Annotated in this window: 19 protein-coding genes; 7 read left to right on the top strand and 12 right to left on the bottom strand. The window is 63.6% G+C overall.

Features of this window, described 5'->3' with window-relative positions; genetic code table 11:
• On the top strand, positions 1–578 hold a 578-nt coding region (locus tag GPA25_RS20900), incomplete at its 5' end, for a transposase (protein WP_169262344.1).
• 214 nt (positions 579–792) lie between these two features.
• Positions 793–1,539: a molybdate ABC transporter substrate-binding protein gene (locus GPA25_RS20905; RefSeq protein ID WP_169262345.1), complete on the top strand. Its 747-nt coding sequence runs from the start codon at positions 793–795 to the stop codon at positions 1,537–1,539.
• Between the two features lie 492 nt (positions 1,540–2,031).
• On the opposite strand, the gene GPA25_RS20910 is transcribed toward GPA25_RS20905, so the two are convergent.
• The 3 genes from GPA25_RS20910 to GPA25_RS20920 are packed head-to-tail and all read right to left on the bottom strand — an operon-like array spanning position 2,032 to position 4,974.
• Positions 2,032–3,051, bottom strand: coding sequence for a tyrosine-type recombinase/integrase (locus GPA25_RS20910; RefSeq protein ID WP_169262346.1), 1,020 nt, complete (start codon positions 3,049–3,051; stop codon positions 2,032–2,034).
• Positions 3,044–4,018, bottom strand: a complete 975-nt coding sequence (locus GPA25_RS20915; protein WP_169262347.1) for a tyrosine-type recombinase/integrase — start codon at positions 4,016–4,018, stop codon at positions 3,044–3,046. The genes GPA25_RS20910 and GPA25_RS20915 overlap by 8 nt, the downstream gene beginning before the upstream one ends.
• Positions 4,015–4,974 carry a tyrosine-type recombinase/integrase gene (locus GPA25_RS20920; RefSeq protein WP_169262348.1) on the bottom strand — a complete coding sequence of 320 codons (960 nt, stop codon included), beginning with the start codon at positions 4,972–4,974 and terminating at the stop codon, positions 4,015–4,017. Before GPA25_RS20920 ends, GPA25_RS20915 begins: the two co-directional genes overlap by 4 nt.
• Before the next feature lie 269 nt (positions 4,975–5,243).
• Between GPA25_RS20920 and GPA25_RS20925 the strand changes: the two genes are divergently transcribed.
• The 5 genes from GPA25_RS20925 (at position 5,244) to GPA25_RS20945 (ending at position 10,351) form a co-directional block, all read left to right on the top strand.
• Complete coding sequence (locus GPA25_RS20925) at positions 5,244–5,639, top strand: hypothetical protein (RefSeq protein WP_169262349.1); 396 nt, start codon at positions 5,244–5,246, stop codon at positions 5,637–5,639.
• On the top strand, positions 5,615–7,936 hold the full coding sequence (locus GPA25_RS20930) for a PAS-domain containing protein (RefSeq protein WP_169262350.1): 2,322 nt from the start codon (positions 5,615–5,617) through the stop codon (positions 7,934–7,936). The genes GPA25_RS20925 and GPA25_RS20930 overlap by 25 nt, the downstream gene beginning before the upstream one ends.
• Positions 7,926–8,303: a response regulator gene (locus tag GPA25_RS20935; RefSeq protein ID WP_169262351.1), complete on the top strand. Its 378-nt coding sequence runs from the start codon at positions 7,926–7,928 to the stop codon at positions 8,301–8,303. Before GPA25_RS20930 ends, GPA25_RS20935 begins: the two co-directional genes overlap by 11 nt.
• Complete coding sequence (locus tag GPA25_RS20940) at positions 8,300–9,748, top strand: sigma-54-dependent transcriptional regulator (protein ID WP_169262352.1); 1,449 nt, start codon at positions 8,300–8,302, stop codon at positions 9,746–9,748. The genes GPA25_RS20935 and GPA25_RS20940 overlap by 4 nt, the downstream gene beginning before the upstream one ends.
• 237 nt (positions 9,749–9,985) lie before the next feature.
• On the top strand, positions 9,986–10,351 hold the full coding sequence (locus GPA25_RS20945) for a DUF2917 domain-containing protein (RefSeq protein WP_169262353.1): 366 nt from the start codon (positions 9,986–9,988) through the stop codon (positions 10,349–10,351).
• A gap of 181 nt (positions 10,352–10,532) precedes the next feature.
• Here the strand turns inward: GPA25_RS20945 and GPA25_RS20950 are convergent, their stop codons facing one another.
• From GPA25_RS20950 to GPA25_RS20990, 9 genes are all read right to left on the bottom strand, one after another.
• A complete protein-coding gene (locus GPA25_RS20950) occupies positions 10,533–13,322 on the bottom strand; it encodes an AAA family ATPase (RefSeq protein ID WP_169262354.1) in 2,790 nt (929 codons plus the stop codon).
• On the bottom strand, positions 13,322–14,029 hold the full coding sequence (locus GPA25_RS20955; protein ID WP_169262355.1) for a hypothetical protein: 708 nt from the start codon (positions 14,027–14,029) through the stop codon (positions 13,322–13,324). Before GPA25_RS20955 ends, GPA25_RS20950 begins: the two co-directional genes overlap by 1 nt.
• Positions 14,029–15,327, bottom strand: coding sequence for a hypothetical protein (locus tag GPA25_RS20960; protein WP_169262356.1), 1,299 nt, complete (start codon positions 15,325–15,327; stop codon positions 14,029–14,031). The genes GPA25_RS20955 and GPA25_RS20960 overlap by 1 nt, the downstream gene beginning before the upstream one ends.
• Positions 15,328–15,348: 21 nt before the next feature.
• Positions 15,349–16,453 (bottom strand): peptide chain release factor 2 gene (gene prfB / locus GPA25_RS20965; protein WP_169262357.1). Its coding sequence is split into 2 segments (ribosomal slippage): positions 15,349–16,371 and positions 16,373–16,453, totalling 1,104 coding nucleotides; the frame shifts between segments, so codons are not numbered across the junction.
• Positions 16,454–16,630: 177 nt separating this feature from the next.
• Positions 16,631–17,308, bottom strand: coding sequence for an OmpW/AlkL family protein (locus GPA25_RS20970; RefSeq protein ID WP_169262358.1), 678 nt, complete (start codon positions 17,306–17,308; stop codon positions 16,631–16,633).
• 170 nt (positions 17,309–17,478) lie between these two features.
• Positions 17,479–19,170, bottom strand: coding sequence for a single-stranded-DNA-specific exonuclease RecJ (gene recJ, locus GPA25_RS20975; RefSeq protein WP_169262359.1), 1,692 nt, complete (start codon positions 19,168–19,170; stop codon positions 17,479–17,481).
• Positions 19,167–20,261 carry a hypothetical protein gene (locus GPA25_RS20980; protein ID WP_169262360.1) on the bottom strand — a complete coding sequence of 365 codons (1,095 nt, stop codon included), beginning with the start codon at positions 20,259–20,261 and terminating at the stop codon, positions 19,167–19,169. The genes recJ and GPA25_RS20980 overlap by 4 nt, the downstream gene beginning before the upstream one ends.
• A gap of 239 nt (positions 20,262–20,500) precedes the next feature.
• The gene (locus GPA25_RS20985; protein ID WP_169262361.1) at positions 20,501–20,764 is read right to left on the bottom strand and encodes a high-potential iron-sulfur protein; all 264 of its coding nucleotides are present in this window, start codon (positions 20,762–20,764) and stop codon (positions 20,501–20,503) included.
• A 402-nt stretch (positions 20,765–21,166) separates the two neighbouring features.
• Positions 21,167–21,634 carry a universal stress protein gene (locus tag GPA25_RS20990; protein ID WP_169262362.1) on the bottom strand — a complete coding sequence of 156 codons (468 nt, stop codon included), beginning with the start codon at positions 21,632–21,634 and terminating at the stop codon, positions 21,167–21,169.
• Positions 21,635–21,682 lie beyond the last annotated feature (48 nt).

A 21,682-nucleotide genomic window follows, 5' to 3' on the forward strand; every position in this document is an offset into this window, starting at 1 on the left:
CGATGCGAGTGGAGTCCCTCACTGCAATCGCCGATCGGGGCTATTTCAAGAGCGAGGAGATCCTCGCCTGCCACAAAGCCGGCATCGTGCCGCTCGTTCCGAAAAGCACGACTTCCAGCGCGAAAGCGGAGGGGCGGTTCGATCGGGCAGACTTCGTGTACGACCGCGACAACGACGAGTACGTCTGCCCGGCCGGCGAGCGTCTGATCTGGCGCTTTGCCCGAGTCGAGGCGGGTTTGACGATGAATCGCTACTGGAGCTCATCCTGCCCGCGATGCGCCATCAAGGACCAATGCACGCCAAGCGATTATCGGCGTGTCAGCCGCTGGGTGCATGAGGAAGAGCTGGAGGTCATGCAGGCGCGGCTCGATCGGGCTCCCGACAGCATGCGGATCCGACGCCGGACGGTCGAACACCCCTTCGGCACCCTCAAGGCGTGGATGGGCGCAACCCACTTCCTGACCAAGGGCCTCGAACGCGTCCGAACAGAGATGAGTCTGCACGTCCTCGCGTATAACCTGAAGCGGGTGATAAAGCTGATGGGAAATGAGGCACTGATGGCGGCGATGAAGGCCTGAAAAGGCCTTTTTAAAGCTCAGCAGCGCTGACTTGTCGCCTTCGAAATCGTTGGCTTCCGCAGCGTCGCGCCGGGCCGACCGATTCTCGGCGCATCGGCGACCGTTTTTACACGGCCTCGGCCATAAGTGGCCAGCGGACAGATCAACCGAAAGCGGCCGTACAATTAACAATATTCGCCTGGCGCAGGGGCCACACCTCGACCAAGGAGGAAGAATGCTCCGTCGAATTGCAGTTCTGCTACTTGCCTCACTCGGACTAGCTTGCTCTGTGATGGCCGCAGAGATCAGGGTTTTGGCACCGAACGCAGCAAAAGAGTCTGTCTTTGAGGCAATCTCAGTTTTCGAACGGGCCACGGGGCATAAGGTCATCGTGGCATGGACTGGAACCGAAGCCGTTACCAAGCGCGTAGCTGAGGGCGAGGCAGTCGATGTCGTCGTCAATGCCGCGCAGAACATCGACCGACAATCCAAGGACGGTAAGCTGGCGGCAGGGACGCGCACGGACTTCGCTCGCTCAAGCATCGGCGCGGCCGTTCCCGCATCAGCGGCGAGGGTAGACGTGTCCACTGCTGATGCTCTGAAGGCCGCGCTCTTGTCTGCGCGATCCGTCGTTGTATCCTCGGGTACGAGCGGACGGCATATGGTTGAAGTCTTTTCAAAGCTTGGTGTTGGCGAGCAGTTGAACGCAAAGACCAAGCAGCCGCCTTCTGGAGCACAGATCGCCGACTTCCTTGCTGCGGGAGAGGCAGACCTTGGATTCCAGCAAGTAAGCGAGTTACTGCACGCGAAGGGCATTCATTACCTGGGCCCCATTCCTGTCGACCTGCAGAACTACACGATCTACTCAGCAGCCCTTCATGCGAGCGCCGCAAACGTTGATGTTGCAAAAGCATTGTTAGAAGCTCTTCGCTCGCCCACGGTACAGGTGATTGTGCGCACTTCGGGCATGGAACCAATCTGAGGAGGCGCTGCCGCAATGCAGCGAAAACCTACCTTGGAGGTGGAGAGGCCGCCACTAGGCTTGATTGCGCAACGGCCTGACCTCAGCTGTTGAGCGTCCGCTTCTTCTAGACTCTACTGTCCGTATCGGTCGGCTGCCGTCCGCCGGGTGTGGCAAATCAATGGCAGTTAGCAAACTCATGCTGCCCGTCAGACCGTCAAGTGGCGAACTTCCAGCACTAAGGTCCGGAGCAGGCAGAAAGCTGTCGCCCTGCCTATTCAGGGTTCCGTCCATACAACCCTAAGCTGCCGCTCGTCGCGGTGATGAAGCAATGACAGCTATGTATGTGGACCGGCCAGTGGTAGCCGAAGGTCGGCTGGCGAGTCGTCGGCCTTATAGAAAGCTTTGCATAAGGCCGATTATGCAAAGTACCCGATTATGGAAAGTGATGGGTCGGAACGCGTCCCGAACGCGGATTGGCAGCGGCAGGCAAGGATTCCGACCTTCACATAATCACAGAGACTTCAGGAAGCCGATGAGCGAGTCGGGTGCCCGGTAGCGCTGAATCGTGGTCGCCGTTTCGTGAAGCTTCGCCAAGGCACGCTCCTTCATGGTCAGGTCGGCCTCGACGTAGTGATGGGTGGTTGCAGGGCTCTCGTGTCCGAGCCAGAGTGCGATCACGCTGATGTCGACGCCGGCCTGCAACAGGTGCATTGCTGTCGTATGCCGGATGGTGTGAGGCGAGACGCGCCGCTTCGCCAAGTCAGGGAATGCATCGGTTGCCGACTGCACCGCCAACGCCAGTCTCAAAGTGACATTGGTTCGCGTCATGGTTTGGCCATTTCGGTTTGGCAGTAAGGGGGACGCCGCGTCGAACTGCGGATTCAAACGCATCCAGGCGCGGATTGCCTTGACCGTCGAGCGCCACAGCGGAACGCTGCGTTGCTTGCGGCCTTTGCCAAGCAGATGAACGCAGGCAGCGCCGGCGTCGAGCACGACATCGCCGACCTTGACCGCGATGATCTCGGAAACGCGAGCGCCGACGTTGTACAGCATCAGGAACAGCAGATGATCCCGATGGCCAATCCAGGTTCCGTCTGGCGTGCCGATCACAGCGAGCATCTCATCGCGGGTCAGGTAGCCGAACATTGGTCGCTCGAAGCGCTTCACCGGAACCCCGAGCGCGCGCTCGATCACCTGCAGCGACGACACGTCGCGATGGGCCGCGAACTTCAGGAACGACCGCAGTGCCGCCAGCCGCGCATTGCGGCTCCGCACGGAATTGTGTCGTTGGCGTTCCAGATGGTCGAGGAAGGCCATGATCAGATCCGGCGTGATGTCGGCCAGTGTCATCGCGGTCGGCACTTTGCCAAGACGGGGCTCGGCGAACCCGAGGAACAACATGAAAGCATCGCGGTAGGCGGCGATCGTTTGCGGGCTCAAAGCCCGATGCTGCGTCAAATACTCGGCGAAGTAAGCTTGTACGAGCGCGGCAAATGACGGCGGCGGTTTCAGTGGCTTGACCTTACTCATCGCCGTCTCCCGTGAGGTCGGCGAAGCGCTCGAACTTGCCGCCGGCCAGCGTCATCAACTCGGGAACGGCCGTCAGATACCAGTACGTGTAGAAGATCTCGGCGTGCCCCAGATAGGTCGAGAGTGCCAGCATCATCTGATCAATGTCGGTGCCCTCGGTATGCCAGAGCATCAGGCGCCTAACGACAAAAGTGTGCCGCAAGTCGTGAAGGCGCGGCGCATCGTGTGCGCCGCGATTGACCCAGCCGAGGCTGTCGCGCAACTCATTGAAGACGCGGTGTGCCTGCCGGTCGCTGAGGGGGTGCCCAAGTCGTCGGCCACGACTGCTGATGAGAAACGGGGTCTCGGCTGTCGTCGGAACATGCAGTGCGCGTTGCCGTCGGTAGTGTGCCAGCGCCTTGACCGTGGTTGGGTGCAGCGGCAACTGTCGGGACTTGGCGAACTTGGTTTCCCGTATGGTCAGCATTCCGTGCTTGAGATCGACATCGGCATCGCGCAGATGAAGGGCCTCGGATACGCGCAGCCCGGTCGATGCCATCAGGCCGAACAAGGTCTCGAATGTCATCGGGCGCAAACTGCCACGAGGTCCGAGCTTACGAGCCGCTGCCAGTAATTCGACGATCTCCTCTTCACGGTAGATGTGCGGCGCCACGCGACCGGGGACAGGCCCGAAGATCGACTCGTCCGGCACCTCGGTGTCCGGCTCGAACTGCCTCAGGTATCGGGCAAATAACCGTACCTTCTCCAGGCGACGCGCCCAGGTCCCTGGAGTTTCGCGGTTTCCCTTGTCGTGCCGTGCCCAGTCCGCCATCAATTCGACGGTCAGCGCCCCGCGGTGATGTCTACTGGTTACGAAGCGCGCAAAGCCAGCCAAGAGCGTGTCCCACGAATGCAGCTTGAATCCAAGGCGACGGCGTTCGGCGAGAAAGGCGTCGATCCTTGCCTGCAGGCTGATGCGTCGGCTCATGATCCACTCCCCGGCCACGGCAGCGGCACGGCGGACAGCTTCGGCGTGTCGAGCTTGGCGTAAATCCGAGTGGTTTCCAGCGAGCGGTGCCGCAGTACGTCAGCGACTTCCTTGAGCGAGCTGCCGTTCTCCACCAGACGGCATGCCAGGGTGTGACGCAGCGCATGCGCGCTGAAATGCATGAGACCAATTCGGTGGCCTGCTCGTTTGATCAGCTTCTGGATCGCCATCGACGTAATCGGTTGATCACGTCCTCCCTGGCAGCGGAGGAAGATCGCCGGATTGCTGGAGTGCGGGCGCTCATGTTGCAGATAGTCGGCCAGCGCCTGTCCGGTCTCCATTGGCAACGGCAGGATGTCTTGGCGCAGCGACTTGGTGCCCCGCAGCGTCACCGTACCTGCATGCCAGTCGACGTCCCTGATCATGAGACGAGCGATTTCTCCAACTCGCAGCCCCATGTCGAGTGCACAGCGAACGATCGCGTAGCCACGCTTCGGCGAGCGCCGAACGGTCTTGAAGGATTGCAGCAGGCGTTCAGCCTCGTCCGGTTTGAGCGCCCGTGGCAATGACGCCAGCTTCCAGTGAACGGGGTTTGTGATGACCGCAGTCAGCTCGCCAACCTGATCGCCGCAGGTGGTCCGGTAACGGAAGTAGCTACGCAACGCCGATGCCAACTTCGATGCATTGGATGGCGTTTGACGAACGTTCAACTGGTCGGCAAGGAACCAGCGAATGTCCTCGGGGTGCAGCCTGGCAATGTCGATTGGGCGATCAGCGAACTTCCGTTGCAGCAAGCGCCCTACGATCAAAGCACGTTGATGACGGGTGCCCGTCGCCAACCCGCGTACATCGCGCAGGTGCTCGTCATAGCGGCATAGTTCCGCGGCGACATCACAAGAAAGCGCCGACGGTGGCTGCGTGCTTCGCGCAGCCCGGTGCAGAGAAGTGTGGGTCATGACGGTCTCCCGAAGTGGAACAACCACTTCAGGAGACCGCTGAAATTATGTCTACCTTCCGGCGATCTCAGGTTCCTCGAAGCCGCTTCCTGCCTACTACTCGGCCTCGGGAGCCCGGACTACTTTCCATAATCCAGCACTTTGCATAATCGGCCTCAGTTGCCTCTGAACCAAGGGCCGCTCGGCGACCGGGCAAGCAGACCCCTGTCAGTGCGGGCTTGAGGGTACTGGTCCTGCTGTCGAAGAATGGACAGGGCTGAAGGGCCAAAGTGCTCGGCTTCGAAGTCTCGAACAGCGACGACATCGTCCTCGAGCAGACCGTCGAAATGCGCACCACGGTAGAGAAGAGCATTATCCGGGGGAAACAATCGGGAGAGCGACGCGACGCGGGAGACGCTCGCCTCTCAGTTGCTATCAGGGATCGGAATCATGCTCGTGGGCGCGGACGAATCGCGCATCAAGAACAACCAATCGAAAGAAATATTGTCTCCGGCTTTGCGCTTGTCGACAATTGCCTGGCGTTTCATGGAACCTGGCTGGTTTGCGGTATTGCCCCGGGCATTCCTCCCGGCTTTCAGGCGGACCAGGACGCGACCCAAGACTTCGATGTATCATCCTGGCATCCAACAGGGGCGTGGCAATGGCAAAGCCTGATTCCGTTGTGATCAACACAAATGCCGCGTTGCCACCGGCGGCGGCCGACCAACTGCCGGTCGGCTTCGCCCTGTTCGATGGGAAACTGCGACTCGTTTCCTGGAACAGCGCCTTCTCGGCGTTGCGCGAATATCCCGACGAACTGATCGTTCCGGGAGCACCACTCGAGGCTCTTGTCCGCTTCAATGCCCGCCGCGGTGACTATGGTCCGGGCGATCCCGAAGTCCTGGCCAACGAGTGCCTGCGCGTGTTTCAACTGCGGCACCCCGAAACGCGCGAGCACCAGTTCGCCAATGGTCGTTGCATCCGCATCGCCGCCGCGCCGGTACCACCCGATGCGCTCCTGCTGACCTACGACGACGTCACCGAGGCCAGGCGTGCCGAACGGCTCCTGCGTGAGAGCGGGCAGCGCTACGAGCATGCCCTGCGCGCCGTCAATGAGGGCGTCTATGACTGGGATATCGTCGCAAACAGCGTGTATTACTCGGAGCGCTTTCATCGCGTGCTGGGGTTACCGCCCGGCTTGCTGAGCGTCCCCCGCGACTGGCTGGACCGGATCCACCCCGAGGACATGGCTCGCTGCAAGGCCGAACATGTCGCGCACCTCAAGGGCGAGACCGAACGGTTCGAGTGCGACTACCGCTTTCGCGCGATCGATGGCAGCTGGCGCTGGGCCCGCACGCATGGCGTGGCGCTACGCGACGCGGACGGCCGCGCGATCCGCTTGATCGGCTCGACCGGCGACATCACCGAACTCAAGCAGCGCGAACGGGAGCTGGCGGAAAAGACGCGCATCCTCGAAACCACGATGGAAAACATCGACCAGGGCATCACGCTGGCGGACAAGGATCTGCACACGACGGCACTCAACCGGCGCTTTCTCGAGATCATGGATTTCCCGGCGGAGCGGTTCGGGGGCGGATTCCACATCGAGGACGCCTTCCGCTTCAACGCCGAGCGCGGCGAGTATGGCCCGGGCGACATCGAGGAACAGGTGAACGCGCGCCTGGAGCTGGCCCGGAAATTCGTCGCGCATGCCTTCGAGCGCACCCGCCCGGATGGCAAAGTGATCGCGATCCGCGGCCGCCCCTTGCCCGAGGGCGGGTTCGTATCCACTTACACCGACGTCACCGAGCAGAAGCGTACCGAACGGGCACTGCGCGAGAGTGAGGAGCGCTACGCCCTGGCCAGCCAGGCAGCGATGGAAGGCATTTACGAGTGGAACTTGGAAACCGGCGCGCTCTTCCTCTCCGACCGCGCCCGGCAATGCTTCGCCATCCTCGATTCGGCGACCACGGCGGCGCACTGGCGCGAGCATGTAGTCCCCGAAGATGTCCCGGGCTACCGCCTTGCCCTCACCCGCTACCTCCGCGGCGAAACATCTTTCTTCGAGCACGAGTACCGCATCAGTGATGCGTCCGGCGAACACCAGTGGGTACTGGACCGGTCCGTCGGGGTGCGGGACGTCAGCGGCCGGATCGAGCGGCTGGTCGGCGCGGTGAGCAACATCACTCAACGCAAAGAGGCCGAACTCGAGCTTCGGCGCGCGCACGACCGCGCCAGTGCCGCACTCGCCGAAAGCGAGGACAAGAGCCGCGAACTGGAAATCGCCAACCGGCACAAGTCGGCCTTTCTGGCAAACATGTCCCACGAACTACGCACCCCGCTCAATGCCATCATCGGCTTTTCCGGGATGCTCGCCGCGCGCTACTTCGGCGAACTGACCGACAAGCAGGCGGAGTACGTGAACGATATCCGCGCATCGGGCAACCACCTGCTGGCTCTGATCAACGACGTGCTCGACCTGTCGAAGATCGAAGCCGGACGCATGGAGCTGGAGCTGTCCGACTTCGATCTGCCCACCGTTCTGAGCGAAACCCTGACCCTGATGCGTGAACGCGCCAGCCGCAACGGATTGACGCTGACGCTGGACATCGACCCGGTGCTGGGCACGATGCATGGCGACGAGCGCAAACTGAAGCAGGCCCTGCTGAACCTGGTGTCGAATGCCGTGAAGTTCAGTGCACGCGAAGGGATCGTCACCGTCGCAGCGCGCAGCGATGGCGGGAATGTCGACATCGCCGTCACCGATACGGGTATGGGCATCGCGGCGGAGGATCAGAGCGCAATCTTCGAGGCGTTCCGCCAGGTCGGTCACGACGTGGTGCGCAAACGGGAAGGCACCGGCCTCGGACTGACGCTCGCGAGGCGGTTTGTCGAGCTTCACAACGGCAGCATTCGCGTCGACAGCATGCCGGGCCACGGCTCCATTTTCACCATTACGATACCGATGCGATATGACCGCTGAACTGATCCTGATCGTCGAGGACCACGAGGTGAACCGGCGCATGGCGCGTGACCTGCTGGGCGTTCACGGCTATCGCACGATGGAGGCGGAATCCGGGGAAGAGGCTCTCGCGCTGTGTGAGCAGGCGGAGCCGGACCTGGTGCTCATGGACATTCACCTGCCCGGTATCAACGGCATCGAGACGCTCGCGCGATTGCGTCCGACACGCACTCGGGCGGTGCCGGTGGTGGCATTCACCGCCTCCGTGATGCCCGAGGACCGTAGCCAGATCGTCGCCGCGGGCTTCGATGCCTTCGTCGCCAAGCCGATCGACATCCATTCCTTCATCGAAACCATCCGTGCATTGCTGGCACGCCCCGCAGGATGACCGCTCCCGCACGCATCCTCGTCGTGGACGACACGCCGGCCAACGTGCGCCTGATCGCCGACCTGCTGGCGGTCCATGGCTACGAAATCCTTACCGCCGACTGCGGCAACGACGGACTCGAGAAGGCCCGTGCAACCGTCCCGGACCTCGTGCTGCTGGACGTGATGATGCCCGACATGGACGGCTTCGCGGTGTGCGAACGGCTGAAGGCCGCTCCGGCCACACGCGAGCTGCCGATCATCTTTCTCACCGCCCTCAACGAGACCACCGATAAAGTCCGCGCCTTTTCCGCCGGCGGCGTCGATTACGTGACCAAACCCTTCGAGCCACGCGAGCTGTTGGCGCGTGTCGGTGCCCACGTGGCACTGCGGCAGGCCGGCATCGAGCTGGAGCGGCAGAATCGCCGGCTGCGCGAGGAAATCGAGGCCCACCAGCGCGCACGCGCCAGCATCGAGGCACTCAGCGAGGAGATTCGCGTCGACCAGAATGCCGGAGGGATCATCGGCAACGCGCCCTCGCTGCGCCGACTGCTCGATGTCCTTGAACTGGTGGCGGCGACGGACAGTACGGTATTGATCCTCGGCGAAACGGGCTCGGGCAAGGAGTTGGTGGCAAGAGCCATCCACGAGCGCAGCCGGCGCCGGGATCGCCCCCTGGTGAAGCTCAATTGCGCCGCCATGCCGCGCGAACTGGTCGAGAGCGAACTGTTCGGCCACGAGAAAGGGGCCTTTACCGGCGCGACGCAGCAACGGCGGGGGCGCTTCGAGATGGCCGACGGCGGCACCCTGTTCCTCGACGAGGTTGGCGAACTGCCTCTGGAAGCACAGGCGAAACTGCTGCGCGTGCTGCAGGACCAGCAGTTCGAGCGGGTCGGCGGCACGGTCACGCTGAGCACACACGTACGTGTGATCGCGGCGACCAACCGCAACCTCGAGGCCGAAGCGACAGCGGGCTGCTTCCGGTCCGACCTGTTCTACCGCCTCAACGTGTTTCCGGTGCAACTACCGCCGCTGCGCGCCCGTCGCGAGGACATTCCGCCGCTGATCAGCCATTTCGCCACCCGGGCGGGACGAAGGCTGGGGAAACACATCGAGAACGCATCGCCGGCCTTCCTCGAACGAGCGCTGTCTTACTCCTGGCCGGGAAACGTGCGCGAGCTGGAAAATTTCATCGAGCGCGCCGCCATCCTCGCGCGCGGGCCGTGGCTCGATGCCGTGGAGCTGTTTCCGTCCGCGCTATCCGGCGCGCCGGCGGCAACTACGGAGGCGCCGCCAGCCACCCGCGCGCAGACGCTGGAGCAGGTGGAGAAGGACCACATCCTGGCCGTGCTGGCCCACGTCGGTGGCGTGATCGAGGGCGAGCGCGGCGCGGCGCGCATCCTCGGCCTCAATCCGAGCACCTTGCGCGGGCGCATGCGCAAGTTTGGCTTGCACAAGGTTTCCTGACCGGTCCGTGTCATCAAATGCGACGGCCCATCGCCGTCGGACTTGACGGCGCCGTCACATTTGGCGGCTTTCTGTCAGCGGCGTGCAGCGCTGGAATCCGTGCACTAGAGACGTTTTGACTTAAATATCAGATACCTACACGACAGTCTGAAAATTCACGGACCGCTGGCACGGCACCTGCGATGAATAGGGCAAGCCGGAAGACCAACCGGTGCCACCCGTCCCCAGGAGACCGCCATGAACGCCAGCCACCACTTCACTCTCATCGAATCCGTCGAAGGCCAAACGAGCATGACGCTCTTGGGCAGCACCTTGTTGCAGATCGACGACGGCGAAGGCACCGAGGTGCGTGTCACCGCCGGCACCGTGTGGATCACCCTGCAACACGACACACGCGACGTGATTCTCAACGTCGGCGAATCCTTCGTCATCGACCGCGACGGTGCCGCGCTGATCTCGGCATTCGCACCGGTGACCGTAGTCTTGACCGGCCGGTGTACGAGCGAAACCCCGGCCCCCGAACTCAGCCTGGTTCGCGCACTCGTCCGCCGCATCCGCGACGCCGTCGTGACGATGCCCGGCCACGCCCGACCGGCCAGCTGACCGGGAGATGTGATGTCGGAATCGTCTCGCGAAATCGCCGAACAAGCTTTTGACATCCCGCGGAGCCGATCGACGGTTGTCGATGGGTTCCGCAGGCACTTTCGGCCAGCCCGGAATTCCGCCAGCGCCGGGCGTTTCGCTTTTTGCCGGGCCGTTTCGAGTGTGCGGCGCGCGACCGCAATTAAACGGCGCGGGCGAGCACGCCAATCGTCGGCGCCCACTCTTCGCCGGGCTTCTTCTTGCGCGTCACCAGTGTCAGCTGAGCTGGCGCAAAGACGTTGGCGTTGTGAGTCACCGGCGTTGTGATCAGGTACTGAGCACGGGTGGCGCGCAGGAAGGTGCCGACGCGGTCGATGTTGGCTACATCCAGATGGGCGAACGGTTCGTCGATGAAGACAAAGCCGCCGGGGCGGGCGTCGTCCATCAATAGTGCGATCAGCAAGATCAAGGACTTCATCACCTGCTGGCCGCCCGATGCTTCGCCGTCGTTGAGGCCGACGGCGCCCTTGCGGTCGAAGTCGAAACGCACCTCGAGCCCCGCATGCGCAAGCGACAGGTCGTCGTGGCCGAGCGCCGGCGTGGGACAGTCGACGCTGACGTTGGCGAGTTCAGCCAGCGCCTTCAGGTTCTTGCCGTACTGACGCACGGTGGCGCGAAGTTTGGCCGCGTAGGCGGCGCGGGCTTCCTCGGTGAGGCGGCGGGCGGTCGCGCAATAACCCTGGCGGTCGAGGTAGTCGCGCTCGCGCCGGGTGACATCGGCCTTGAGGCGTTCCGACAGCGTGATCACTGCCGGATCAGTGACCCAGTCGCCTTCGGCGAGCCGGTTGCGCAGGCGTTCGCGTTCGCGCCGGGCGGTGGCGGCGTTTTCGTAGCGTTCGGCGAGCAGGGCGAGGTCGGCAGGGTTGCGCCAGTGCGAAGGCATGCCGCGGCGCAGTCGGCGCAGGCGCTGGATGCGTTCGGCCTGGGTGCGGCGACGCGGCGCGGTGTCGTGTTCGAGTTCGGCCAGACGCGCTTCGGTCGCACGCAGTTCGCGGTTGCGGCGGTCGATTTCGATGTCGATGCCCGAGAGTCTGCCGCTGAGCTGGTCGAGGGCGCCCTTGGCTTCGGCGCGTTCGCCGATTGCCGTCGTCAGCGCGGCGCGGGCGGCGGGCAGGGCGGATTCTGCTTCGGAATAGATTTGGGCCTTGGCCGCGAGAAGCTGTGCCGACTGCAGGCCGAGCAGGCGCTGACGCAGGCCGGTGAGCCGCTCGGCGGCTTCGGCCACTTTCGGGCGCACCGCGTGCAGTTTGCGGTCGAGGCCAGCAATGTCGGCTTCGAGTTGGTCGATGCGCGACTGGCGGGCGAGTTCGCCGAAGTGGAATTCGGCTGGGCGGCCCAGATGGCGTGCCCCCCGGCGTTCGCGGTGGTAGCCGTCGCGGGTGATCCATTCGATCTCGCGAGACAGGTCACGGGCGGCGTCGACGCTGTCCACGCGACGGATGCGGTTCAGCAGGTCGGCGAGCCAGCGTGGGACGGGCGCGTCGAATCGCACGACTTCGGCGAGGCTACGGGCGGTAGCCGGCGGGGCTTCTTCGCGCTCGGGGACGAGGAAATGGCGAAAGCGTTCGCGCTCGCCCAGTGCCCAGGCGGCGTGGCGGTCGGACTCGCGCTCCAGCAGGATGACGTGGCGGTAGGGGCGCAGTACCGCTTCGAGCGCTGCCTGCCATGTAGCGTCGGTGACTTCGACGATTTCGGCAAGGCCGCGGTGGGGGATGCCCTGTTCGTCGAGCAAGGCGCGGAAGCGCGCGACCTCGGGATCGCCCGACGGGCCGCTGCGTGTGCGCGCATTACGCAGGGTCTGGGTCTTGTCCTCGAATGCGGCGACGAGTTCGCGTTCCTGCTTGCGCAACTCGACGAGCGCGGATTCGGCGGCTTCGTGTTCACGTTCGAGCACCACCGCGTCGGCCCCATGCTCGGCGGCGAGCTGGGCGCGCAGCGTATCGCGTTCGGCGATCAGCTTTTCGGCGTCGCGCACCTGGTCGTGTGCGGCGAGGTGGGCTGCGTCCGCTGATTCGAGCGTGGCGCGCAGGTGCCGGCGCTCGCCTTCCACCTGGCCCTTTTCGGCCTGGACCTGCTCCAGGCGCTGGCGAGCATTGCGGCGTTCGGCCTGCTTCGTGACGCGTTCCTCGCCTTGGCGGGACAGTTCGACACGTTCCGCAGCGATGTCGCGGGTGAGCTCGGCTGCTTCGAGGCGTGGCACGATCTCGGCGTCGAGCGCCTGGGCCTCGTCGGCAAGCTGCTTCCACTGCAGGTAGTTGTCGGCTTCGAGGCGGCGGCCCTCGGCCTGCGCGCGCAGGCGGTCGAGGTCGAGCCCGAGGTCGTCGAGTTCACGCTCGGCGCTTCTCTGTTCCTCGCGCGCGGCCTGGTAATTGTCGAGGACTTCCTTGTCGCCGAAGACGTCGAAGACGAGTTCCAGCAGGGCCTTTGGCGAGTATTCGCACAGCTTGTCGGTGTCGCCCTGCTCAAGCGCCAGGACCTTGGCGATGGCGGGGGTGAGGCCGCCCCACGCAAGGCGGTTCTGGTAGTCGCGCAGGCCGATCCAGTCCTCGCCCTGTTCCAGTGTCTCGATCGGCTGGTCGCCGTCGACGATCGTGTAATCGCGCGTCCACTCGCCGCCGGCACGGCGGATGCGACAGGCGAGCGTCACTTCGTCGTGGAGGCAGGGGAAGAACGGTCGGCGTCCGGTGGCGCCGGGCTGGTTCGCAATGACCGCGCGGATCCACGCGAAGCTGCGCTCGGCGCGGCGTACGTAGCGGCGAAAATCGCGCTTGCCCGAGCAGCGCAGCGCAAACAGGGTACGCAGCGCGTCGAGCAGCGTGGTTTTACCCGAACCGTTCGGCCCGACGATGGTGATGATCTGGGCGTCGAGCGGCAACGCGAAACGCCGCCAGTAGTCCCAGTGAACGAGTTCGAGTTGTTTGATATGGAACATCAGGCGTCTTCCTCGTCACCGTCGGCGTCGGGCAGCACCTCGGCCTGTTCGAAAGCATTGGTTTCGGGGACCGGGTGGCCGGCGCGGGCGAGCACTTCGGCGAGCGTACCGTGGATGATGCGGTCGGCGAGCACGCGATAGTCGAGCGCGACGTCGAGCAGCGGGCCTTCATAAAGGACGCCGTTGCGCCGTTCGATGAAGCCGAGGCGCGCGAGTTTGCCGAGCAGGAAGTTCTTGACCTTGGTCTTGCCGCCGAGCTGCGCGCCGAAATCCGCGATCAGCGAGGCCTCCGAGAGACCCCCTGAAACGGTGTCGCCGTGTGCGACCGGCTTTTCGGCGCCGAACATGTCGCCCTGACCATCGTCGGCAAGTTCGCGGCGTGTGACTTGGCGTTCGCGCTTGGGCAGTACGATCAGCGACCAGATCACCACCAGCAGCGCGATCTCGTCGCGGTTGAGGCCGACGTTGCTGGCGGCGTATTCGCGGCGGGCGCCGAATACCGGCTCCATCATGTCCGGGGCGAGTGCGGCGGCGACGTGGCCGGCGTAGGGGTTGTCCTGCAATTGCAGTCCGACCGCGGCAAGGCGGTGGTCGAGTTCGACGCGGAAGCTTTCATCAACCAGCGCGCGGCGCACCAGACGATCGCTGCGCGGCAGCCAGCGGTTGGCGAGCAGCCGCGCGGTAAGGGTCTTGAGTTCGTGTTCCATCAAGCGTCCATGAGGGGCGTGTCGGGCACGGTGGCAGAGTGGGACTGGCGGGGAGCCACGCTGCCGTCCGAGATGGCAGCGATTTCGTCCTCGCCGACCGGGACCAGGCGATCACCGAACTGCACGTCGACGGGCAGGCGCATGAAATCGCCCACTGGACCGTCGGCTGGTCCGGCCGATTCACCGTCGGCAAGCAGTGCGAGCAACGACAGGCGGTAAGCTGCCGGCGCAAAACCGCCGCCAGCAACGATGACCTGCAGCGGCGTGCTGTCGGGCAAGTGGCCAAGGCGCCGCGTGAAGTGTTGCAGGAGCCGGAGATCGTCTTGCTCCGGCGCGGTGCTGACAGCGGCGTTGTCCGGTGGAGGCAGGCTGGCGTCGTCCTCGTGCCGGCGCACTTCATCGGACAGCACCGCTTCGGCGCGATCGAGCAGTTCGTGGCCACCGGCGAGTAGCGGGATCTCCGGCACCAGGGCCAGCGTCCCTGCGGCGAAGTCTGCGAGTTGCGCGGCATTCAGACTGCGCAGCCAGCCGGCGACATCCGACGAGGAAATACCCGAGGCGCCAAGCGTGACACGCTGCGCCTCGATCTTGTTGAGCGCCCGCTGGAAGGCGGCATCGGCGCGTGCCAGCCGCGACTGCGCCAGCCCGATGCGCTGCGCGATGCGGGCGATATCGAAAGGGACTTCCGGGTCGGCAAGCAGGCCGGTAAGGATCTCGGTGCCGCGCGCAAGCCAGCGCTCGTTCGCCGATAACCGTCGGCGGGCGCCAAGGATATGGAATTCCGAGCCGGACGCGATCGCTTCCTCGAAGTGCCAGGTGAGGTCGTTGAGCTTTGACAGCAGGTGTCCGAGCGCTTCCGGCGTGACGCTGCCGACTGCCTGCAGGCCGGCGAGCTGGGCGGTGAGAAAGCCCAGTTCGGCATCCTCCTCGGTCGAAAAGCGCAACAGCATCGAGATCGCTGCCACCGCGTTGCGACCGAGGTCGGAGAGGTGGTAAAGGCCGTCGTCGCCAAAGGCGAGCAAGGCGTTGTCGCGCAGGCGCTTCAATACCGTTTCGAGTTTCACCGTGTCGAGATAGGTGAAGCGCGCACGCAGCACCTCGGGCGACCAGCGCGGTGCCTCGGCTTCCTGACCGATTTCGCGCAGGACCAGCAGGCGCGTCAGCACCTCGGCCTCGGAGCCGCGGAACAGTGTGATGAAGGCGTCGATCAGCGGCCGGGCCGCAGCGAGCGTTGCCAGTTCGGGCACGTCGTCCGCGGCCACGCCGGGGGCGAGGAAGTCTGCGAGGTCAGGCGTCATGCGGGGTGATGCAGATAGCGGTCAGACACCCTGCTTGAGGCTCGCAGCGATAAAGTCGTCGAGGTCGCCATCGAGCACGGCTTGCGTGTTGCCGACTTCGTAGTTGGTACGCAAATCCTTGATGCGCGACTGGTCGAGCACGTAGGAGCGGATCTGGTGGCCCCACCCGATATCGCTCTTCGAGTCTTCGAGCTTCTGCTGCTCGGCCTGGCGCTTGCGCAGCTCCAGTTCGTACAGCCGCGCCTTCAGCATCGACATCGCTTCGGCCTTGTTTTTGTGCTGCGAACGGTCGTTCTGACACTGCACGACGACGCCGGTCGGTTCGTGCGTGATCCGCACCGCCGAATCGGTCTTGTTGATGTGCTGGCCGCCCGCGCCGGACGCGCGATAGGTGTCGATGCGCAGATCGGCCGGGTTGATGTCGATCTCGATCGAGTCATCAACTTCCGGATACACGAACACCGACGAGAAACTGGTGTGGCGCCGCGCATTGGAGTCGAACGGGCTCTTGCGTACGAGGCGGTGGATGCCGGTTTCGGTGCGCAGGAAGCCATAGGCATAGTCGCCGCTGACCTTGATGGTTGCGCCCTTGATGCCTGCCACTTCACCTTCCGACTCTTCCATCAGTTCGACGGTGAAGCCCTTGCGTTCGCTATAGCGCAAATACATGCGCTCGAGCATGCCGGCCCAGTCCTGCGCTTCGGTGCCGCCAGCACCAGCCTGGATTTCGATGAAGCAGGAGTTGGGGTCCATCGGATTGGAGAACATCCGGCGGAACTCCAGCTGATGCACTTTGGCGTCAAGTTCGCCCAGATCGGACTCGACCGCGGTCAGCGTGTCCTCGTCGTCCTCGGCTTCGGCCAGATCGTAGAGATCCTTGAGGTCGACGGACAACTGCTCGATGTCGCGCAGGTTATGCACGACGTTTTCGAGTTGGCGCTTCTCCTTGCCCAGCTCCTGGGCGCGGGCGGCGTTGTCCCAGGCCGATGGATCTTCCAGCGCGCGGGTGACTTCTTCTAGCTTTGACGCCTTTTCATCGTAGTCAAAGATACCTCCGAAGTTCGCGACCCCGGGAACGGAGGTCGTCGAGTTTCTGGGCGATGGCATTCAGGCGTTCGGCTTCCATGAGCGTGCTCCGGGGAATTCTGGAAAACCGAAGAGTATACCCCGGCTCCGACTTGCTGCGAGATTGCAGGTGCAATTGATTTAGTCAGCAATAGTGTCGAAGCTTGACTCGTGCAAGCAAAAAAACGGCGACTGCAAGGTAGTCGCCGTTTCATTCAGGCCCACGAGCGACGAGCGCTCAGAAGCGGTAACCGACACCGACCATATACACCCACGGGTCGATTTCTACGCTGACCTTGACCTTGCCCAAGGCGGTATGGCGTGCACTTGCCTGCGTGTCGATGCCGATGCGCCACACTGCCGCATTCAGGACGATTCTATCGGTCAGCATATAGTCGATGCCTGCCTGCAGCGCGAGTCCCCACGAGTCCTTCCGATCCAGATGGGAAAAGCCCTGCGCCTTGCGCTCGTCGGTCAGATCTTCATTGAAGAAGGCCGTGTAATTGATGCCAGCGCCGATGTACGGCTGCCATTTCGACGCCGAATCCATCGGGAAATACTGCAGCACAACCGTCGGCGGCAGCTGCTCGATCGTGGCGAGCTTGCCGTTCAGGCCGGCGGGCAGGCCCTTGACGCCGACGCTGTGCTTGAAGGGGGTCGCGGCAAGCAGTTCGACGCCGATATGGTCGGTCAGCATGTACCCGAGCGTCAGCCCAAGCTGCGTGTTATCCGTCACGGTGACATTCGAGCCGGCGATTTTGCCTGTCGCGCTCGAGGAAACGTCGGAGCCGCCCACTTCCGGACTTACGGTCGCTGCGCCAGCGCGGAGAACGAGGTCGCCTTGCTTGTACGCATGTGCCAAGGGGCTCGCGATCGTCATGGCGATGATGGAAGAAATGAAAATGGAATGCTTCATTGCCTACTCCCTTTGCATAGTGCGATTGAATAGTGGGTGATTTTACCCACTTTTTTGCAGGGGGAATGTGCACTGCACAAAAATCTCGCGCGTGTTTGATCAAGATCAAAAAAACGCCCCGGGCGACATCGTGGATGTCGGCCGGGGCATTCAGGTGGCGGGTGCGAGGTTCAGGCGGCTTCGAAGTGTTCCAGCATCAGCTGCAGGCTGGTGACGCCGTTGTACTCGTTCGGCGCCAAGCGGTAGGCGGCATGGATCTGCGCGGCCGCGCCCTCCGCGAAATTGAAGCGGATCGCGTCGAAGCGCACATTGTTCTTCGATAGCTGCAGCTTCAGGTGCTTGTCTTTCAGCAGCCGCTGGTTATCCACCCGAAACACGTCATTGAATACCGGCGCTGCGAAGCCCTGGCCCCAGATGTCCTGCTCGATCAGGCGCGCGGAATCGAGGCTCATGTAACCGTTTTCCAGCGCACCGTCGGTCTCCAGCGTGCGCGTGAGGTCGGCGGGATCGACGAGCGACTGCACGATTTCCTCGAATACCGACTGGAACCGCCCATAGTCGCCTTCGCGGATCGTCAGGCCGGCGGCCATGGCGTGTCCGCCGAAACGCAGGATCAACTCGGGATGCTGCTTGCTCACCAGATCGAGCGCGTCGCGCAGATGCAGATTGGGGATCGAACGTCCCGAGCCTTTCAGTTCGCCCTCGTCGCCACGCGCGAAGGCAATAACGGGACGGTGCAGCTTCTCCTTGATGCGTCCGGCGACGATGCCGATCACGCCCTGATGCCAGTCCGCCTCGAACAGGCTGACCGTCGCTGTGTTGCCCGGATCGAAGCCAGCCAACCGAGCGAGCGCGCCTTCCTGCATATCCTGCTCGATACTGCGTCGTTCGCGGTTGAGCTTATCGAGTTCCTGCGCGATATTGAGCGCGCGCGCCATGTCGTCGGTGATCAGACATTCGATGCCCAGGCTCATGTCGGACAAGCGACCGGCTGCGTTCAGGCGCGGGCCGAGCCCGAAGCCCATGTCGAAGGTGCTGGCCCGCACCGGGTCGCGGCCGGCTGCCGCGAACAAGGCGCGGATGCCCGGATGCATGCGTCCGGCGCGCATCCGCGCGAGGCCTTGCGACACCAGGATACGGTTGTTGTGATCGAGCTTCACGACGTCGGCGACGGTGCCGAGCGCGACGAGGTCGAGCAGTTCGCCGAGATTCGGTTCCTGCCGATCGGAAAAGACGCCGCGTTCGCGCAATTCAGCTCGCAAGGCAAGCATCGTATAGAACATCACGCCGACGCCGGCCAGTGACTTGCTTGGGAAGTCGCAGCTGGGCTGGTTCGGATTCACGATCACGTCCGCGTCGGGCAAGGTGTCGCCGGGCAAGTGGTGGTCCGTGATGACGGTGGCCATACCGTAGCTGCGCGCGACGGCGACACCGTCGACGCTGGCAATGCCATTGTCGACGGTGATCAGCACGTCGGGCTGCATGCGCGCAGCCAGTTCCACGATGGCCGGCGTCAGGCCGTAGCCATATTCGAAGCGATTCGGCACCAGGTAGCTTACGTCGGCGCCGAAGGCCCGTAGTGCCCGGACGCCGACGGCGCAGGCGGTGGCGCCGTCACAGTCGTAGTCGGCGACGATCACCATGCGCGCTCCGGCTTCGATGGCGTCGGCGAGCAGTTGCGCGGCTTCGTGCGTGCCCTTGAGTGCATCAGGCGGTAATAGCGCCTTGAGCCCGTAATCGAGTTCGTCGCGGCGGGTGATGCCGCGTGCGGCATAGATACGGGCGAGCAGCGGGTGGGTGCCGGCGTCGATCAGGCGTTGCACGGCGCGGGTCGGGACCGCCCGGGGCTGGATGTGGGTCATCGGGCGGGATACTCGGACGTGGTGCCCGGCGATTGTCCGGGGAGCTGAATGGGGGAGGGGCTCAGCGACTTTAGCAGGGCGTCGAAAGCAAGAGGTTTGCGCCAGAACTTCCATCCATCGGTCGCGCGCGCCAACAGTTCGAGGGTTCCGCGATCCCCCGGCGCAGTGAGTGTCAGGGTATGCAGGCGTTTAGTGCGCAGTGAGTCGGAAATTGGGGCGAACCAGTCGCGCTCGAGCTCCACCAGACAGGCGCGCCAGCTGTCGATGTCGAGCTGCAGTGAGGGCTTGAGCAGGCTGTCGAGCACGATCAGCGTGTCCTGCTTCAGCGCCTCACGGCAATCGGGCTCGTTGACGGTTACCCCGGCGGCGCGCGCCAGACCACGGGTGAGCGGTTCGCGCGACTGCACCGTCGATAAGGAGCACGCGGTGCCGGGCCTCAGCATGCCGGCGCCCCAGAACCACAGGCTGTTTGCCGGACGGCGACCGGAGGCCTCACGCGCCTGGTTTACCGGGTGGTTGTGCAGCAGGACCTGTGCCTCGTTCAGTGTCCGCTGCCACAGGCGTGCATCGTTGCCTTCAGGCAGGAAATCCTTGATCGGGCGGCCAATGACATCGTGTAGCGGAAATAGCTTGGCGTGCGTCGCGGCGGCAAGGTGCAGATACCAGCGCGTCGGTGTGCAGGCCTCGAACCGGCCGAGGTCGGGGAAGGTTTCGTTTAGCGACGCTATCAATGCGGCGACTTCCGCGGGATCGAGTCCGTCAGCGGGAAACTCGTTGAGCAGGAGATGCTCGCGTGCAAACGACAGATTGACGGGATCTGCACATAACCACTGACTGTTCACGTCCGGGGCCGGCATCGACGGTTCGCCGAGCCGGCGCAGGGCCGCCAGTGGAAGTGAATCGGACTCGCTCGCGGGCGTCACATAACCGAACAGGCGGGCAAGTTGATGGTCAAGCGGCTCAAAGGGAGCCATGCGATGACGGCCGAGGCCGAGCATCCGGGCAAGGGCGGGCAGTTCGAGGCCCGAGGCGGGGCTGATGGCCGAGATGCCCGGCCAGATCAGACCGGGGATGACGAGATGAATCTGCATGAGGCGGCCGGAAGAAAAAGCCGGCCGAGTCTAGCACAGGGGCTAAGCCGGTTCGTGACGAGACGACGCAGCCCGCAGGGTGTTGCTGCATCGGCCTTGTTCATGCGCTTGGCGGTAGGTTGCAAGATGAGTGGACGTTGCTCTGGAGGGAACGGTGCGGGAGCCGGTGCATGGGATTGCACCGGTGTTGTAATTCGGCCCGCCGCGCGTTGCACGCGGCGGGTGCTGCGTTCGGCCTGTCAGGCCTTTTTGGCCCAGGCAATGCAGAAACCATTTGGCGAAATTTCGGTGTCGTTGGGGAAGACCTTACAGCCGCCGAGATCAGTGGGGGAGGCGCCTGGAACGAACAGGTTGCAGTTTGCGCACTTATTTTCGCCTTCCGGGGAATCCTTGTACCTCATCGAAGTGCGGATGCTGTCGTTCTTGGCTGCGATGGCGACTACCGGAATCATGGCCAGAGCCATGCCACCCATCTTGAACAAGTTGCGGCGGGACGGATTCATCAAGCTTCTCCTTCGAGTGATGCCCCACGGCGGGGCGCCTGATAATACCATCGGAATATTGCAAAAGAATATGCAAATCGAAGGCAAAGCAGATTGGCCGGCGATCAAAACCGGTGGGAGCATTTGCTTCCCAGGAACAGGTGGTGCTGGTCATCGCCGTGTGGATGGCGAGTACGCTGAAGGCGGCACTTTCCGTAATGGATGCTTCGCACCGGAGTGGCGGCTAGCGGGTCCGGCGGTCCGTGCGTATCGGAGGCGGATCAGGCTGACGTGGATGTATTTCCGTGCAGGATTTGTGCACGGGGATCGAGTGCCCCCGTGTGCTGCCGAAAACGGGCGAAAGGGTGCTGCTGGTATGAACGCGGAACCCCGGGTGCCACCCAAGCGGCACCCGGCATGCGCTTATCGCCCGCGCACCAGGACCAGCGAGGTGTTGGCCAGGCGGACGAGATCTTCGGCGACGTTACCGACAAACAGTCGCGCAAAGCCGCGCCGGCCGTGGGTGCCGGCGACGATGACATCCGCCTGCCACGTGTCCGCGCCTTCGACGATCCACTCGGCTACGCGCTTGTGCGACGCTTCAAGCTTGCTGGGTGCTTCGAGCAGATCGGTTTCTGCCTGCACGCCGGCGTCGGCAGCCTTCTTTGCCGCAGCGTCGAGAAGTGCCCGCCCGGCCTGGCGCATCGCATCTTCGACTTGCGCAACGTCAAGCAGCGCTTCCAGGCCAATCGCGTTGCGGATCGGTACTTCATCGGTGACATGAACGATACGCAGTGCGGCGCCCATGGTCTTGGCCAGGCTGATGGCTTCGTTCAGTGCTGCGTTGGATGTCGTACTGTCATCGACAGCAACAAGGATCCTCTTGTACATGGTGTTGCTCCGCGTGTGACTTTGATGGTTGGCTTCAGGGACCGCGCC

This window comes from Aromatoleum diolicum, assembly GCF_012910955.1.
GTDB lineage: Bacteria > Pseudomonadota > Gammaproteobacteria > Burkholderiales > Rhodocyclaceae > Aromatoleum > Aromatoleum diolicum.

What these genes read in the sequence shown, in the direction of transcription:
- GPA25_RS20985 (WP_169262361.1), bottom strand. Translation starts at nt 20,764, where the DNA reads ATGAATCCGTCCCGCCGCAACTTGTTCAAGATGGGTGGCATGGCTCTG.
- GPA25_RS20905 (WP_169262345.1), top strand. Translation starts at nt 793, where the DNA reads ATGCTCCGTCGAATTGCAGTTCTGCTACTTGCCTCACTCGGACTAGCT.
- GPA25_RS20990 (WP_169262362.1), bottom strand. Translation starts at nt 21,634, where the DNA reads ATGTACAAGAGGATCCTTGTTGCTGTCGATGACAGTACGACATCCAAC.
- GPA25_RS20945 (WP_169262353.1), top strand. Translation starts at nt 9,986, where the DNA reads ATGAACGCCAGCCACCACTTCACTCTCATCGAATCCGTCGAAGGCCAA.
- GPA25_RS20910 (WP_169262346.1), bottom strand. Translation starts at nt 3,051, where the DNA reads ATGAGTAAGGTCAAGCCACTGAAACCGCCGCCGTCATTTGCCGCGCTC.
- GPA25_RS20930 (WP_169262350.1), top strand. Translation starts at nt 5,615, where the DNA reads ATGGCAAAGCCTGATTCCGTTGTGATCAACACAAATGCCGCGTTGCCA.
- GPA25_RS20940 (WP_169262352.1), top strand. Translation starts at nt 8,300, where the DNA reads ATGACCGCTCCCGCACGCATCCTCGTCGTGGACGACACGCCGGCCAAC.
- GPA25_RS20970 (WP_169262358.1), bottom strand. Translation starts at nt 17,308, where the DNA reads ATGAAGCATTCCATTTTCATTTCTTCCATCATCGCCATGACGATCGCG.
- recJ (WP_169262359.1), bottom strand. Translation starts at nt 19,170, where the DNA reads ATGACCCACATCCAGCCCCGGGCGGTCCCGACCCGCGCCGTGCAACGC.
- GPA25_RS20980 (WP_169262360.1), bottom strand. Translation starts at nt 20,261, where the DNA reads ATGCAGATTCATCTCGTCATCCCCGGTCTGATCTGGCCGGGCATCTCG.
- GPA25_RS20960 (WP_169262356.1), bottom strand. Translation starts at nt 15,327, where the DNA reads ATGACGCCTGACCTCGCAGACTTCCTCGCCCCCGGCGTGGCCGCGGAC.
- GPA25_RS20920 (WP_169262348.1), bottom strand. Translation starts at nt 4,974, where the DNA reads ATGACCCACACTTCTCTGCACCGGGCTGCGCGAAGCACGCAGCCACCG.
- GPA25_RS20935 (WP_169262351.1), top strand. Translation starts at nt 7,926, where the DNA reads ATGACCGCTGAACTGATCCTGATCGTCGAGGACCACGAGGTGAACCGG.
- GPA25_RS20915 (WP_169262347.1), bottom strand. Translation starts at nt 4,018, where the DNA reads ATGAGCCGACGCATCAGCCTGCAGGCAAGGATCGACGCCTTTCTCGCC.
- GPA25_RS20950 (WP_169262354.1), bottom strand. Translation starts at nt 13,322, where the DNA reads ATGTTCCATATCAAACAACTCGAACTCGTTCACTGGGACTACTGGCGG.
- GPA25_RS20955 (WP_169262355.1), bottom strand. Translation starts at nt 14,029, where the DNA reads ATGGAACACGAACTCAAGACCCTTACCGCGCGGCTGCTCGCCAACCGC.